A 15478-nucleotide genomic window follows, 5' to 3' on the forward strand; every position below is an offset into this window, starting at 1 on the left:
GGTGCCTCTTCTCTTTCTCTTAGATTTCGACCTGAACAAACGGCATCTCGGGCGTTTTCGCCTCGATCACGCCATCGCGCACAAAGACCTGATCGCCCACCGCGCCGACACCGCGCGCCGTGAGCACACCGCCGCCGGGCAGCTCAAGACGAGCCACCTCGCCATCAATGGCCGTGATGGTTGCGACCTGCAGCGGATAGCTCGGCAGCAAGGCCAGGAAGGCGGCATAGACGTTCGTTGCCATGCTCATGCCTCCACATGCGTTTCGAGGGTGATTGACTGGCGCAGCACCGGCCGCTGCCAATCCACCGACGTGCTGCGCACGAGACCGAGATGCGTCTCGGCGCCGTCTTCGTAGCGCACGAGTGCGCCCGGCAGGATGAGACCCGTCTCGGGCAGCACCTGAAGCCGCAGGCTGACGTTCGCTTGCGCACCGGTGTCCGAGAGCACGGCAAGGCCACGCTGCGCCACCGCGTCGCTGTGCGTGTTGAGTGCGTGCGTCACCATCTGCGCCACGCGATCACCGGCTGTGCCGCTGCGGGTCACCTGACCGAGCACGCCAGCGCCGTTGGTGCCGGCCACAAAGACGCGGTTGTAGTCCGGCTTTGTCAGCGGCTGGATGCCCTCGACGGCCACCGCGGCCGCAGGCAATACGAAGTCGGGCGACAAGGTGCCCCAGTTCCACGGCGCCGCGGGGTAGCGCGGCATCACGCGCAAGGTCGCATCGGTGGCGTGCGGCTGCACGATGGCGCCGGCCGCACTGGCGATGTCGAGCACGGCGCCGATGTGGCTCCCTTGGAAGCTCCACGTTCCGCCGGGCACGGTCCAGTCGGTCAGACCGAAGTCGATGTCCCAGCCGATACCCACGCCGTTGTAAGTCAGCGCGAGGTCGAGCAGTTGCGCCACGCTGCGCGCGGAGGCCGACGCATGGTTGAGGATCGGCGCATACGGATCGTCGAGCATGGCCGCCCTCCCCTTGCCCTGCACCTGAACCCTTGCATCGCCGAATCTGCGGTCGCGGCTGCAATCGGTCGCAGCCAGGCGATACGGCACACCGTTGACGGTGGCGAGGATCTCCACCGGTGCCGCATGAATGCCGCGCCGGATGACGGGCCATGCTGCGCCGGGCAGCGTGGCACTCCATCGCCAGGTCCACGAGTCCGCATCGAGGCTCATGGAGAAGGCCGAGGCCTCGATCACCTCGCCGCTGTCGATGCGCACAAGGCTGATGCTGTTCTGCACGGTGTAGGCCTCCAGAATGGGCACGACGACGGTTTCGCCGGTGCCAGGCGGCGGCGAATGCCGCTCGCAAATGAAAATCAGAGTCTTGGTGTGCGCCTGCCGCGCGCTGAAAACGAGCGTGTTCGAGGGGACGTAGCAAGGGTCTTCGCCGGGCGGCACGAAGACCGACTGCCCCGCCGGCGGACGCATGAACTCTTGCCAGCGCATCACGATGCCGCGCTCGATGAGCTGCGCGCTGCCACCTCGCGCCGCGCGCTGAATGAGCAGGCGATCCGCTTCCTGCCAGCGCACGCCGGCGTCGCGGCGCATGCGCTCGACATCCTGATGCCGCACACCCACCACCGCCGGCGAAAGACGTACAGCGCCCTGCCAGCGCATGAAGGCTTGCGCCCGTGCGCGCAGCACGTCTTCATATCGAACCGTCGCACGCGCGCCGATGCGCCGCGCGTCCTGATGCCTCGTGCTGGCACTGCGATGGCACCGCGTCACGTCATCCCATGCAGCACTCACACCGGCCGCACGCGGGGCCGCGCTCCGCCAGCCGCCAGCGACCGCCCCCTGCAGCCGCTCGGCCGCCTGATGCTTCGCGCCGACAGAGGCAAGCACCTGCCCGGCTACCTGCCAGCCAGACGAGACACGACCGACGAGCAGCCGCTGCGCGTCGCTGTCGTAGCGCAGCGCGCCGCGCAACATGAATGCAGGCAACGCGATGGCACCGGCCGCGATGGCGTTCGACGGAAGCTCAGCGGTCGCCGAACCCGAAAGCATGAACGCCGGCAGCGCAATGCGCCCCAGCGCGACCGCACCGCCGCTGACGGGTTCATCCGGCTCGCCGAAAACAAGGACGTTCGGCGGCCCGCCGAGCGGCAGCTTCCGAAAGACAAGATCCTCAACCAAGGGTCACGCCCCCCAGCAGGAATCGTCCACCTTGATAGAGCTTGGCCTCTGGGTCGCCCACCGGCGGGTCGATGACTTCGATCTTCACTTGCCCCGAGCCCGAAGGCCCGCTCACGGTGAAGTCTTCCACCCAAGTGCCATCGGCAAGCTCAAGTCGGCCCCACGTTGCGACGCCAGTCGCCGCGGCCATGTCGCCCTCGGCGTCCGCCTGCGCGAGTGTCAACACGCCATTGACCACCACGCCGGCGGGTGAGGCCAACACGGCCGCGGCGAGCATCGTCGTAGCGGAACCGCCAGGCGCGGGCTTGGCCGCATCGCACACCAGAAAGCGCGCGCCTTCGCCGAGGTAAGCCAGCAGGCCCGGCCCCTGCAACATGGCATTGATGGCGAGCACGTTCATGGCATCAGCTCCACCTTGCCATTGGCAAGCGTCAGGCCGTCGCTGATGACAGCGCGTTTCCCGTGATCGAGATAGAAGGCAAGCACGGAATAGCTCTGCAGCTCGTCCACGTATTGGAAGTCGTAGACGCCATCGACACCGGTCCACGCCTCGCGCATCTGCAGGCCGTCCGCTTCACGCACCAATCGGACCTTGCACCGATATGGTTTGTTAAGCGGATTCACATAGTCGAGAACGACGCCGCGGACCCGGCCAATGCCCTGCCCGTGCACCCCCGACAAATAGTCCTTCCGGCCCCGTTTGATAGGCGGTACATTGCGCGCGGCATAGCTGCCCACCGGCGAGCCGGGACCACCACGCCCACCACTCACGCCTTGCGCGCGACCCTGCACCGCGTTGACTTGGATGTAGGAAAAATTCGGGTCGAAATTCCCGGTGTACTGCGCCTTCCCCTTCGTCACTCGCCACTCATCGATGTAGCCGTTGTGGTGTCGAACGCCCGCGTTGTCCCGCCCTACGGTCATCGCTTCGCTGCTTGGATCGATACCGCCAGTGAACCCCGTTCCCGTTGAGCCAAGAACACCCTGCACGAAAGTCAGAAGGCTCGACCCGTTTCGCACAAATGCGACATGCGCCCAGGTGCCCAGCGGGATGGCGTTGGCACCAATCACCGAGGTAGGAGCGCCGGCCGCAGTCACACCGAACCGAGGGAAGTAGCCCGGCACGGCGTAGTTCATGAAGATGCCACTCCCGTTCCAGCGCTCCATGAGCGTCCCGTTCGAGGGATCGGATGGCGGTCCGCTGATCCAGACCATCATTTCAATCGTCCAGTCCCCGGCTCCGAAATCAAAATCCGTGCTCGACGGCGATTCGAGATAGGCCGACGTGCCATTGAGCCGGACACTCGACCTTCCCGCCTTTTTCTGCGCCGTGCTGACCGCTGCGCCGCCAAAGAGTGCCCAAGGCTTTCCGGTGCGGTCGCCAATGGCCGCGCTCCCGTCGTATCCCTCCATGTTGAGATAGGACACGATGGAAGGCGACGACACATCGAGGTAACGCCACACGCTGACCGTCTTCGCACGCGGCCCCGGCCAGGTGATGCCGGCAAACGTCGTGTAGGTGACCCACGTCACGCCGTCGTCGGAATAGTCGATGCGGACAGACAAGGCAAAACGCGCCGGCGACACCGCGCTGCCGAGCCGAATATCGGTCACGTCTTGAGGGCTCCCGCCGAAGTCCCACTGCAGCGAGAGAGCCCGCACCACGACGACATCGCTCCACAGAGCTGCCGTGCCAAGCGCGTCGTCCTGCAGCGCACCCACGGCGCCCGAATCGGGCGCAGCGCTCGCAGTCAACGCCGCGGCCGCATCAACGCGGGTCGTTCCCGCGATGAGATGAAACTCGCTCAGCTCAAGCCCGCCGCCGCCGTAGGCGTCGAAGGCTGCTGCTCTCCAATACCGGTGCGCCGCCATCTTCTCAGCGCGCCCACGGGCCGGTTACGTCAACGAACAAGCCGCCGGAATTGCCACTGGTCGGCGTCGAAGTGATGCCACTGTTCGCAATCTGAAGAGACAGCAGCTTTCGCCCCGCCAGCAGACCAGTTCCAGGCGCAGGGTCGAGGTGTTTGAACGTGTCATAGACGAAGGTCTGCGGCACCGAATAGAGACCCGGGACTTCGGCCCGTGGCTCCGGAAATTCAGTGATGTAGAGGCTGCTGAATTTGAGCTGGCCATCTACCTTGCTGGGGAAGCCTCCCAATGTGGAGTCACACCCCGAAACCGCATTGGCGGCGCCCGTGTAGGGATAGACATAGTTCACCACTGAACTGCCCAGCCCGGTAAAGCTGCGAGGGCACGCCGTTCGCGCCGACACCGAACTGCCGTATCCGCCGTACACCCCGTCATATCCCGCAGTGACCGCTGTTTGGTTGCTGTAGTTGAGGGCGCATGCATAAGCATCGCCACTGGCTCGCAGCAAGACCATGTCGCCAAAGCCTCGGACCCATCCTGAATTGCACGCCGGCACGGTGACCGCATAGGGTGCGACCCAGAGATAAAAGGCGCGGCCATCGCCAACCACGAACCACGGCACCGCGGCAGCGCTCGCCACGTTGCTTTTGGGCCAGACGCCACCGCCAGGCACTTGCACGTCGGTGGGGAAACGCCCCAATCCGGTGTTGACATCAGACATGGACTCATAACCCACCACGCGCGCAATCGTGGCGGCCGAGTCATCGATGCGTAGCGACATGCCCGTGCTGGCGGGATCTGCAGACTTGAAAGAGGCCACATTGCCCACTGCAAAGGTGCGCAGCCAGCCAAGGGGCGCGATCTTCATCGTGATCGTTCCGGCCGCAATGCCATCGGCCGCCGCGGTTGCGAAGCGCACCACGCCGGCGCTCGGCTTCGCAACAATCTTCTGCTCGCCATTGAGGGCAACAAGGGCACCCGTCACGCCCGAAATCAAAACCACCGTGTCGATGGCCGACGAATGCGAACCGGTATAGGTCGCCGTCGCGATGCCGCCGGACACTTCGAGCGATGTCAAGGTGATGGCGTCGAACCCCGTCACAGCGCACGCATAGATGAGGGCGTTCAAGCTCCCAGCGACGCCATTCAACACGGGCGCGCTCGCGCCCATGAAACTGCCGAAATGCTTGACGCTCGTATCGACGACTGAAGCCATTGTGTTTCTCTCGCTTTCTTGAATCAGGGACGGTCAACGCCGATGCGCACGGAGATTTCGGCGCTGTCGTCGAGCACGGTTTCAGGTCCGGCCTGCACCGTGCGAATGGGGTCGAAGGGGAAGGTCGCGGCGACTGTGTTGTGGCGCAGCACATTGCCGTTGCTCCAGCCGCCGCCGAAGCCGGCGCTGCGAATCGTGAAATAGGGAGCACCTGCAGCAGCGTTGAACGGCGAGCAGTCCTCGTTGATGGATTGCCCCGTCACGATCTGGCCCAGGTGTTCGCCGATGACGTTGTAGGTCGTGCTGTTGATGAACTGCAGACGCCAACGCTCCGTGACCGTGCCCGCATTCGTGACGATCAACGGATAGTCGCGGTCGTTGTAGGTCGCATCGGCCGCGGCACCGTCTACGTCGTCCAGCCAGCGGCCGAGCCACGTCTGCTGATCGAAGAGCGCGGACACCTGCGCCTTGAGGTTGCCCATGCGCAGGCAACTGCTCACGTAGCTATCGCCGGCCGAGTAGTCGTGCGTGATGCGGCGGTTAAAGACGAGATTGCCGTTGATGCCGACATCGATCAACGCCACCATGTCTTCGATGCGGTGTTCGATCCTGACCGGCTGCACGTAGCCATCCACGTCCGTGAATGTCACAGTGCCCGCATCGAGGTTGTGCGTGTACCCGCCTTCAATGGTCTTGCCGTCGCTGCCAATCAGCTTCACGCGCGCGAGGCGCTCGCGCCCGGTGTCGATGGTCTGCCCGTTGGAGACGACCGCTGCCGGCGTCAGCTTGGCATTGCCCAGCACCACGAGGCCGCCTTTGTTGAAGATCGGCACGCGACCATTCGGTGGCAGGCGCACCGGGTCGATGCCGAGAAGCGACGCATCGAGCGGCAGGATGGAAAGCCCCACCGCGTTGTAGCGAATGGTGTTGGCGAACACCGGGACCGGCTTCCAGATCTTGCCGTCACTGCCCACTGCATCGGGCAAGTACCACGGTTCGCTCTCGTTGCCGGCCGCGCTCACCCAGTCGCCGAACCGGACCTTCCCCACACCGTTGGAATAGTCGAAGGTGCCATGCACGTTCGTTGCGTTGAAGAAGCCGCTTGCATCGGCCGTCACGTTGATCGTGCCGCCGTTGAGCTTGGTTGCGAGCAACTGCAGGGAGCCGGTCGCAATCGGCGCCACCGGCGTGCGAAAGACGACGTACTCCACCGGCTGACCGTCGAGCGTGGTCAACAAGCTCCGCACGATTACATCGCTCGATGCAGACGCCGGCCAGGTCGTGAGCGACGCGATGTTCGTTGCATAGTCGTAGGTGCCCGCCAGCGTGGCTGCGCCGGTGGCCGGGTCGAGGTCCGTATAGAGCGCGCCCGCACGGTCGAAGTACGTCTTCCCGCCGAGCGAAAAATTGACACTGCCAGGAATGCCCATCTCGCTGTAGAGCGGCAGCAAGTCGATGGAGAGCTTCGGCTGATTGAAGACCTGAGTCTTCGTCGTGCCGGCGCCGGCCACGCGGAAGCGCGCAGTCACGAGCGCCGTCGAGTCCACCGGAAGCGTCGCGTCAAGCGCCACATAGCTGTAGCCCGTGAGCGTGTTGCGCCAGGCGCCCGGCAGATTGGGTGACATCACGGTGCCGAGCACACCGAGCTGATTCACGGCCCATTGCGGCACCGCCACCGTGCTGACCGTCTCGGGGATGAGGGTCGCCACGCCGGTGCTGTAGACGATGGTCCCGAAGGCCACGCCCAGCCCGTCGCGCAGCGTGCCGGCGCCGTCGTGGGTCACCGTCTTCGTCGCCGCGAAATTCTGCGGCACCCATTGATCGGGCGGCACGCCACCGGTGGAAAGAAGAACGAGGTTCCAGTCGATGGCAACCGACCGGGGCGCGATGCCGGTCGCGCCGAGGTTCAACGTCACCGAGCCATCGACGTTTCGCGCAGGCGCGGGGAACGACTTCACCGAGGGGTCGCCGTGGCTGTAGCCGACCGTGAACGGCACCGCCGACGCCGGGAGAGCGTTCGGCTTCACCGTGAGCGTGCTGCTCGCATAGGACACCGGACCGGTGGCATCGCCCGTGAGCGCGCCCGATCCGTTGTCGGTCGCGTGGCGCGCAGCGCCGTCGTTCCAGTCCACCGACACAGTGCCCGCCTGCGCCGCTTCGTTGTCCAGTGCCAGGATGATGGAAGGCGCCCCCGCCAGCGTGCCGCTGCGGTCCTTGTAGTTGACCTTCGGCGCCCACTGATAAATGACCTCGCTACCGACATCGGGCAGCGCCCCGAGTGTGGGCGAAACCGTGCCGGTCACATAGTCCACGGTGCCGCTGCCGATGCTGGAATCAGCGCCGCGCAGACGACCCGAACCGTCGTCCGCCAGCTCGTACCAATTGCCGCCGGCGCGGTAGCTGACGCGCATCGCGCCAGGTGCAGGCGCCGGAAGGATGGTCAGCGGGTAGTTGATGCGCCGGTTTTCCGCGCTCACGGCGATGGATGCGGAGTCGGCCAGCTCCAGCGGTGCGCCGGCGGGCCGGAAGCTGATCGTTTTGCTTCCGCTGATGACTGGCGCATCGGTCGCGAACGTGATCGAGCCGCTGGCGTAGTTGACCGTCGCGACCGTCAGCGCGCCCAGCTTCAGGCTACCGCCGTCGTCCGTCAGCGTGCCGGCCGAGGTAGCAATCGAGATGCCGCCCGGATACGCAGGATTGCCGAGCAGGATCACGGCGCCAGGCCCGAAGGCGGCGCTTGTTGCCAGCGTGACGCTGCCGGTGCCGGACGGCACAAGCGCCGTCGCCGAGCCTGCCGCGCTGGTGTCGATGATCGGGATTTCAGTCTGCGAACTCGGCACGAGCTGGCTGTCGATGCGATCCACCGTCGCGGACAGGGCGCCGAATCCGACATTGGCCGTCAGCGTCGCGATCCCGTAGAAGCGGGCGGCATCCGCCACGATCATGCGATTGATCGCCGCCGACGCAGCATTGCGCTCGAAGAGACGGTTCGCGGCCGTGCCGGTGTAATCGTGCTTCAGGCCGCTTTCGATGTCGCAGACACATACCTGCGCCTGATAGTCCACGAAGGCACCGCCTCCGGTGCTGTAGCTGTACGTGCGTGATTCGACGGCTAGGTCTGTGATGCGCACATAGTCGGTGTTGCCGCCGCCGCTGATCTGCAGCGTCCCGTTGACCACGGGCGGCGTGGCGCCGGGTCGCTGGAAGATCTGAATCGATCGCTGCCCCTGCACATGGTTGCTCAGCAGGAAACCGGCGAACTCTTCGCCGGGCGCGGTGTAGGCCTCGATACGGTTCTGGATGCTCGCGCGGCGGTCGAAGAAATCGCCCGTATGAAAGAGCGTGAAGCTCACGTTCGGGTCGGCCGGAGGGCGCGAGATGATGACCGTACCGCCGAGCGCGGTATCGGTGTTCATCGTCTGGATGACCGCGGCCACCTTCATGATTGACACCGCACCGATGGCACGGTCCGGCTCGCTGATGTCCTTGAAGATGCTGTTGCTCTTGCCGTCTTCGATGACCTTGGAAGTCGGCGCGCCGCCGCCATTGGCGGTGTCGTCCATCACTTGGGTTTCAACGAGCTTGATGTCGGATTCGAGGATAGGCATAGGTCAGACAGTGATGAGCCGCACGGTGGCGATGTAGGGATAGCTAGCGACCGGCAGCTCGGGCCGCGCCAAGGGCTTGCCCTCGACAGCCAGGCCGGGCGCAAACTGCACGGTGAAAGCACGCCCATCGGCCAGCACGAGCGCGTGCACGCCGATGGCATCGGCTTCGGCCAAGTCCTGCAATGCGGTGAGCGCACCGCGCTGAATCCATCCGGCCTCGACCTCGCCCTGCAAGGTGATTGGCCGGCCGGCCAGGCGCACGCCGGCGTCGATCAACGCCGCGCCGGTGACGGAGTACTCGAGACTTTTCTCGACGCGGCTCCATCCGAATTCGTCGGACCAGACCATGCCGCGCGGAATCTGCAGGCCGGCGAGCGTGTGAAACTTTGAAGTGGCCATGTCTATCGGCTCGGCCGGTTGGAAGCCGTGCCGGCTGCGGCGCCGAGCTGCGCGAGCAGCGCCTCGATGGCGTCGGCACCGGCCGCATTGGTGCTGACCGTTCCATAGTCCCGACCGTTGAGATTCAGGTGCAGGTTCACGGTGCGATTCGATTCCGGCTGCGGGATCGTGGTCGGCGTCTGTCCCTTGCCGAAGAACGTTTCCTTCTCGGCCGCCTTCAGCAGCGCTTGACTCAGCGTGCCGCCATCTCCGCCGTACTTCCTCTGTCCGGGATTGTTGAAATACGGGATGTCGCCCTTGGCGTCTGCGAACTCCATTGCGATGGCCCGCGCCCTCTTCTCGTCGGCGACGCCCGCAGCCTTCAGAAACGCCGCAATGCCGGTCAAGGTGCCCAGCTCGCTGCCGGCGTTGACGGTCTTTCCGTCCTTGTCGGTCGAGAAACCTTTCGAGTCGCGGCCGAGGCGCTTGTTTTCGAGCGCGTTTTCGCGCTCTTTGAGCGCGTTGGCCTTCTCGCGCGTTTCGATGTCGCGCTCGCGTGCGTTCGTGACCTCGCGCAGCGCGCCGGCCAGACCATGGGCCGACTGCATTGCATCGTTCTGCGCATCGCGCAGCTTGAGGGTCGAGCGGCCCGCGCTGTCGAGCACGACCTCGAAGCCGCGCATCGCGGCCTGCGCCTCCACCCAGCCAGGGGCTACGCCGTTGCCGGCAGCGATGGCGGCCTCTGCCGCGCGCTTCCACGCTTCGCCCAGGCCGATGGCTGTGGCCTGCCCGCTGTCGCGAATCAGCTCGAAATCGCGCAGCGCGGTCTTCGCCGTGGTCTCAAGCTGTTCCTTCGTCTCGATGCCGGCACGCGTGAAGGCCGCGGCCAACTCGGCGGCAGCTTCGGCCTGCGCCCGCTTGTTGGTCACTGCCGCATCGGCCGCGGCGAGATTGGCCCTCTTCAGCTCGTCGAGCTTCTGCACCGCCAGCTCAAGATTTCCGGTCGCAATGGCTTGGTCGTATTCGGCGTGCAGGCGCTTGACCGACTCCCGGACCTCCTCTGCCTTTGCCCGCTGCGTTTCGGCCGCGCTGGCGGCCTTCTGGCCGGCTTCCTGCGCACTGTCGCCGGCCGCCTTCATTTCGGCCGCCATGTTGGTGAACGCCGCGGCGCTGCTGGTGGCCGCCGCCGTCGTCTCCGCGGCGCTGTCGGTCAAGCCCGCCCATCCGGCGCGCGCCTGCTCGGCGCCCTCGGCTGCACGGTCGAAAGCCTCACCGGCCTTCTCACCGAACGCATCCGCCACCGCACCGGTTGCCTCGGCCGAAATGCGCACCTCTTCGGCCGCCGCCTTGAACGCTGCCGAGAGGTCGCCGAACGTGATCTTCGCGAGGCCGGAAATGATGGTGGCGAGCCCGGACTGCACCGCACTGACCACGTTCGCCATGGCCTCGGCGATCTTGAAGATGGCCGCGATGACCATGTTCGCGCCGGCCGACATGACGCCCCACACCGTCTGCACGATGCTGCCCGTGGTCTGCGCTTTCCGCCCGAAGCTGTCGAGCAGCGCGCCCACACGGTCGGCCAGTGCCTGCGCCTTCGCCACCAGCGCAGGCACATCGACGCTCGCGACGAACGCCTGCACCCACTTGATGCCGTTCTGAAAGGCCGAGGCAAGCGAGGCCCCGAAGCGGCCTACTGTCCCATCGGCGACCGCAGCACGCAGCGCGCCGGACAGTTGCTCAACGCCCTCTTTCAGCACCGGCAGGATGGGCGTCGTCAGCGCGTTGACCGTCGAATCCCACGCGGTGCGCAGCCCGTTGAGCGCGCCATTGAGGTTCGCCTGCATGACGGCAGCCGTCTCGGCAGCGCTGCCCGTCGCGCCCTGCAGCGCCTTCTTCAGCTCGTCGAGTTTGTCGACACCCTGATTCAGCAGCGCGCGCAACGCCGGCCCGGCTTCCTGCCCCACGGCCGCAATGGCACGCTGCCCCGCCGGTCCGGCCGCGGCCAGTTCGTGCAGCATCTTCTCGAAGTTGCCAGTCGTGATACCGGCCGCGGCCAACTCCGTGCGGAACTTGCTGGCCGGGTCCGAGAACTGCGCGAGGATGCTGTTCAACGCCGTGCCGGCGCGGCTCGCATCGATACCGGCGTCGGCGAACTTGCCGATGATGGCGACCGTGCTTTCGAGACCCAGCCCGAGCGTGTTCGCGAGAGGCGCCGCATAGCTCAGCGCCTGCGCCAGCCCAGTAACACTGGTGTTCGTGGCGTTCGCACCCTTCGCGAGCACGTCGGCCACAAGGCCCGAGTCCGTGAAGGCGAGGCCCAATCCGTTGACGATCTTCGTCAGGAACTCGGCCGAAGTTGCGAGTTCGATGTCGCCGGCGCGCGCAAGCTGCATCGCGGCGGGCAGCGTGGCGATGGCATCCCGCACACCGAGGCCGGCTTTTGCCAGATTCTCCAGCGCGCCAGCGGCCTCTAGCTCAGTGAAGCCGTAACGCGCATCGGCCGCAGCTTCCTGCGCCGCCTTGCGCAGCGCACGCATCTCGGATGCGGTCGCGCCAGTGGCGGCCTGCACGCGGGACAGCGCCTGCTCGAAGTCCGCACCGCCCTTGATCCAGCCGGCGAATGCCTGAATGCCGAAATAGCCGAGCACGACGGCCACAAACGCGGCAAGGCGCGACTGCAGCTTGTCGAACACCTTGGACGCATCATCCTTGGCATTGATAACGATCTGGATCGGCTTGAAGCCCAATTGGGAACCTTTGAGAGAGTGGCGAACGGGAACCGGTACGGCGACGGTTGGCGCCTCAAGGGAAGCGCCAGGCGTCGCCGCCGCTCAGCGAGAGCGGCAGCGAGGTGCGGGGGTTAGACCTCCAGCGGCCGGCCATCGACGAAGATCGCGGCGCCGTTCGGCGGCGTCAGCACCTCGATGTCGAACTCCATCTGCACATAGGCGTCATCGCTGGTGATGAGCGACATATCGCCGGTGGGCGCCAGCGTCACGAGGGGGCAATAGGTATCGCTCTGCTCGCCTTCGGCCACGTTCGAAAGAACACGCAGCGCGCCGCGCAGATCGATCTTTTCGCCGGACTTGATGCGCAGCCAGGTCGTGGCCGGCTTCGAATAGGCGACCTTGATCTTTCCGGCTTCGATGCCGCCGCCGGCGAGGATCTGCAGACGGCCGAGCGCGGCGTCTACGGTGTAGTCCTCGCCCAGCACGTAGGGCTCGCCGCCGGCGTCGGGCGTGACCACCACCTGCGTGACCTTGCGCGCGCCCGCAGGGTTCGCATCGGTGCGGCCCAACTGATAGAAGAGGCCGGGAATCACGGTGATCTCTTCCGCGGCCACTGCGCCGGTCGCCTGCGCCACGGTGGATTTTTCGCCCGAGATGAACATCGCGCGGTTGTCCACACTCATGTTGTCGCAGGTGATCTTGCCGGTGCGGTCGATGCGCACGACACGATTCGCGTCCTTGACGCCCGGCCCGGATTCGGCGCTGTAGTGCGGCGCCTTCTCCGTCGCGATGTTGAGCGTGACGGTCGGGCAATTGCCGAGGTGGCGCTCGCCCGTGAGCTGGTCGGCTGCGTCGAGCACGTCGAAGAAGACGCGACCACGCGGGATGATGTATTGACTCTTTTCGTAGATGTTTGCCATAGTGGCTCCGTTGATTGGTTTCACTCTTGGCCGAAGTAACGGCCCGTCGTGGAGAAGAGAAGTTCGATGCCGATGAGCCCGCCATCTGCGAACTCGGGCGGAGAGAAGCGCGCCAACTTCAGCGCGCCCCACTTGCGCCCGCCCGCCTCACCCGGCACCCAGTTGTGAAGCCGCTCGACGACTTTCGCGATTCCCGTGTCGAGCAGTGCCGCCGCAGCCGGGCCTCGCTTGACCGACAGCAGGACGCTCCAGCCAGGTGCAAGCGCGACAGCGCCTTCCTTCACATCCGCCAGCGCGCCGGCGGCGAACATGACGGACACCAGCGCTGCGGCATCGCGATTGCCCTTGCCCGTGGAGAAGCCCAGGACTTCCCAAGCGGGCAAGGACTCGCGCAGCCGCTCAACGATGTTGATTTCGAGCAGGAACATGTCAGACGCTCCGCAGAACGAGGTTGGTTATCCCAGTGCCGTCCGCCTCAGCGCGCACCACTTCGAACGGTCGCCCGTCAACGGTGATCGCGTCATCACGCTGCAGGCCGGCGAGGTCCGCCGTCGCGCCTTGGCACGCCGGCGCATCCGCATCGACCTGCACGCCGAATGGAGCCGCATAGGGGTGATCGAAGAGGACGCGCGCGGTCTTCTGCACGCCTTCGACGGTGAACGAGGCGTTCACCGCGAAGTCGCTGAAGAAAACGGACAGGTCTTCGGCGAACATGGTGGATTTACGCGGTTCACGCGGTCTGCGCGTCTTCCATCGTGGCGAAGCTCTCTTCGTTGCGCACGCCGACATCCACGTCTTGCAGCGCGGTCACGCGCACCGTGCCCGTGGTGCTGTGCGTGTACGGATCGACCATCAGGTCGAGGCCGCCCCACATGCCGATCACGAGGTCGGCGAAGTTGCCGAAGATGAGTGCCGACAGATCCTCGCCGGTGCCCTTGGTGATGTTGCTCGGCACGGCGTTGGTGACGGCGGCGCGGTAGCCGTTCAGCGGCTCGCTGCCCTTCTGCCACACGCGCTCGCCGGTGCCGGGACCATCGACGAAGGTTTTCTTGAGCTTGCCGCGCACCTTGGCGTTGGTGAGGTAGGCCAGCGTGCCCACATCGGCATTGGCGACCGACACGGCCGTCTCCAGATCCACCACGCTGTCCCAGGTCGGTGCGCCGCCGTTGGCGCCGCCGATCACGCTCGCTGCGAGCTTCGCAAGGATGCCGAGCGGTTCATTCGCAACGCTGCCGCCGGAGATGGCCGCACGCTGGATCGCCAGGCCGAGCACCATCGCCAGGTCGGCCGACACGAAGCTCTCGACGTCGATGCTCGACTGCAGCAACAATTTGCGGCTGATGTCGGTGAATGCGCCGACGGTCTTCGGTGTCATCGCGACCTGACCGATGGCCGCAGCGCTTTCGGTGGGCGGCTGGCCTTCGGCAACCCAGTAGGCGCTGCCGGAGCCGGTTTGCTTCGGAATAGCGATGTTGCCGACCAGACCCGAGAGGAAGCGCACGCCCAGCGTGTTGAGCACCATCGCATCGCGCAGGATGGTGATGAAGTCGCCCGACATCAGGTCGGTGGCCACGAGGTTGCCGCCAGCCGATGGCGTGCCGACCACCATGTCGCGCTTCTGCACTTCGAACGGAATCATGATGCCGCGCGAGGCCTTGCCGAGCTTGGTAGAGGTCGCACTGGAGCATTCGAATTCGAAGGCCGCCGCGCTGCGTGCCGCGGTGTCGCCGGGGTTCGCCAGCGCGTTGAGGGCGCGCACCATGCTGAAGCGGCGCGTTTCCTTCTGGGTCAGACCGATGTCGGCGGTGGGCACGGGCTTGGAAGCGAGCGCGCGAATCGCCTCGGCCTGGAATTGCTCGACCGTGTGGCCGGCCTGGATGGAACGCATCGCCAGCTCGGCACCGCCGGGCATGGCCGCGGCGATCTGGCTGATCTCGGCGGCGTGGTTGCGCTGCGCAATAACTTCGATGGTGGGCGCCTGGTTGGCGGCGGGAATGGTTGCAGGCGTCGTCATGGCGCGGTTCTCCGTAGAGGTTGGGGAAATGGAAGCGAGGGGAGGAAGGGAAGCAATGGAAGACGGGGCCGGCAGCTCGGCGGGGAGACTGCGGCCGACGCCGACAGTCGCATCCGCCGGCACGCTGACCAGAGACAGCTCGAAGGGCTCCCAGTCGGTCACGCGGTAGGTGTCGGCACCGTCCTTCGTGCCTTCCAGAATGGCTTCGTGGACGATGTAGCCCACCGACACGTTGACGCGAATGCCATCGATCACGTCGCGGAAGACTTCCTCTGCGCGCACGCTTCGACCGAAGCGCACGACGGCACGGGCGACCTTGTCCGAACCGATCTCCACAGACTCGACGACCGCGACGACATCGCGTGTGTCGTGGTCGCAAAGGAGGTTGGCGCCGGCAGTGAGGCGGCCGGTGCGCATGGACTTGCGACTGAGGTCCAGCACCTCGATGAACCAGCCGCGATTGACGGGGGTTTCGCTCGCGAAGGCCAGCTTCACGGTGCGCGCCTCTTCGTCGATGGAGGCACGCTCCACCACGAAGGCGCGCTGGAGTTGGCCGGTGGGGAGGTGCTGGCGAAGGACTTGAGGAAGACTTGAAGTCATGCCGC

General features: G+C 65.7%; 12 protein-coding genes. All 12 read right to left on the reverse strand.

The features are described from left to right. Window positions 1–19: 19 nt before the first annotated feature. Window positions 20–244 (reverse strand): hypothetical protein, encoded by a 225-nt coding sequence (locus QFZ83_RS18510; RefSeq protein ID WP_307508830.1) that lies wholly within the window; start codon window positions 242–244, stop codon window positions 20–22. Window positions 245–246: 2 nt separating this feature from the next. Further along, window positions 247–2139, reverse strand: coding sequence for a hypothetical protein (locus QFZ83_RS18515; RefSeq protein WP_307508833.1), 1893 nt, complete (start codon window positions 2137–2139; stop codon window positions 247–249). Beyond that, a complete protein-coding gene (locus QFZ83_RS18520; RefSeq protein WP_307508835.1) occupies window positions 2132–2539 on the reverse strand; it encodes a hypothetical protein in 408 nt (135 codons plus the stop codon). The genes QFZ83_RS18515 and QFZ83_RS18520 overlap by 8 nt, the downstream gene beginning before the upstream one ends. Beyond that, window positions 2536–4011, reverse strand: a complete 1476-nt coding sequence (locus tag QFZ83_RS18525; RefSeq protein WP_307508837.1) for a LamG domain-containing protein — start codon at window positions 4009–4011, stop codon at window positions 2536–2538. Before QFZ83_RS18525 ends, QFZ83_RS18520 begins: the two co-directional genes overlap by 4 nt. A gap of 4 nt (window positions 4012–4015) precedes the next feature. Further along, window positions 4016–5224 (reverse strand): hypothetical protein, encoded by a 1209-nt coding sequence (locus tag QFZ83_RS18530; protein WP_307508839.1) that lies wholly within the window; start codon window positions 5222–5224, stop codon window positions 4016–4018. A gap of 23 nt (window positions 5225–5247) precedes the next feature. Next, window positions 5248–8832: a hypothetical protein gene (locus QFZ83_RS18535; RefSeq protein WP_307508841.1), complete on the reverse strand. Its 3585-nt coding sequence runs from the start codon at window positions 8830–8832 to the stop codon at window positions 5248–5250. Window positions 8833–8835: 3 nt separating this feature from the next. Continuing rightward, entirely contained in the window at window positions 8836–9231 is a 396-nt protein-coding gene (locus tag QFZ83_RS18540; RefSeq protein ID WP_307508843.1) for a hypothetical protein, read from the reverse strand. 2 nt (window positions 9232–9233) lie between these two features. Beyond that, a complete protein-coding gene (locus QFZ83_RS18545) occupies window positions 9234–11957 on the reverse strand; it encodes a phage tail tape measure protein (protein ID WP_307508844.1) in 2724 nt (907 codons plus the stop codon). Window positions 11958–12070: 113 nt separating this feature from the next. Further along, entirely contained in the window at window positions 12071–12859 is a 789-nt protein-coding gene (locus QFZ83_RS18550; protein WP_307508846.1) for a hypothetical protein, read from the reverse strand. A 20-nt stretch (window positions 12860–12879) separates the two neighbouring features. After that, window positions 12880–13287 (reverse strand): hypothetical protein, encoded by a 408-nt coding sequence (locus tag QFZ83_RS18555; protein WP_307508848.1) that lies wholly within the window; start codon window positions 13285–13287, stop codon window positions 12880–12882. Between the two features lies 1 nt (window position 13288). Further along, on the reverse strand, window positions 13289–13573 hold the full coding sequence (locus QFZ83_RS18560) for a hypothetical protein (protein ID WP_307508850.1): 285 nt from the start codon (window positions 13571–13573) through the stop codon (window positions 13289–13291). 16 nt (window positions 13574–13589) lie between these two features. Beyond that, window positions 13590–15473 (reverse strand): phage major capsid protein, encoded by a 1884-nt coding sequence (locus QFZ83_RS18565; protein ID WP_307508853.1) that lies wholly within the window; start codon window positions 15471–15473, stop codon window positions 13590–13592. Between the last annotated feature and the right edge of the window lie 5 nt (window positions 15474–15478).

It is taken from the genome of Variovorax sp. W1I1, from assembly GCF_030815625.1.
Lineage (GTDB): Bacteria > Pseudomonadota > Gammaproteobacteria > Burkholderiales > Burkholderiaceae_C > Variovorax > Variovorax paradoxus_C.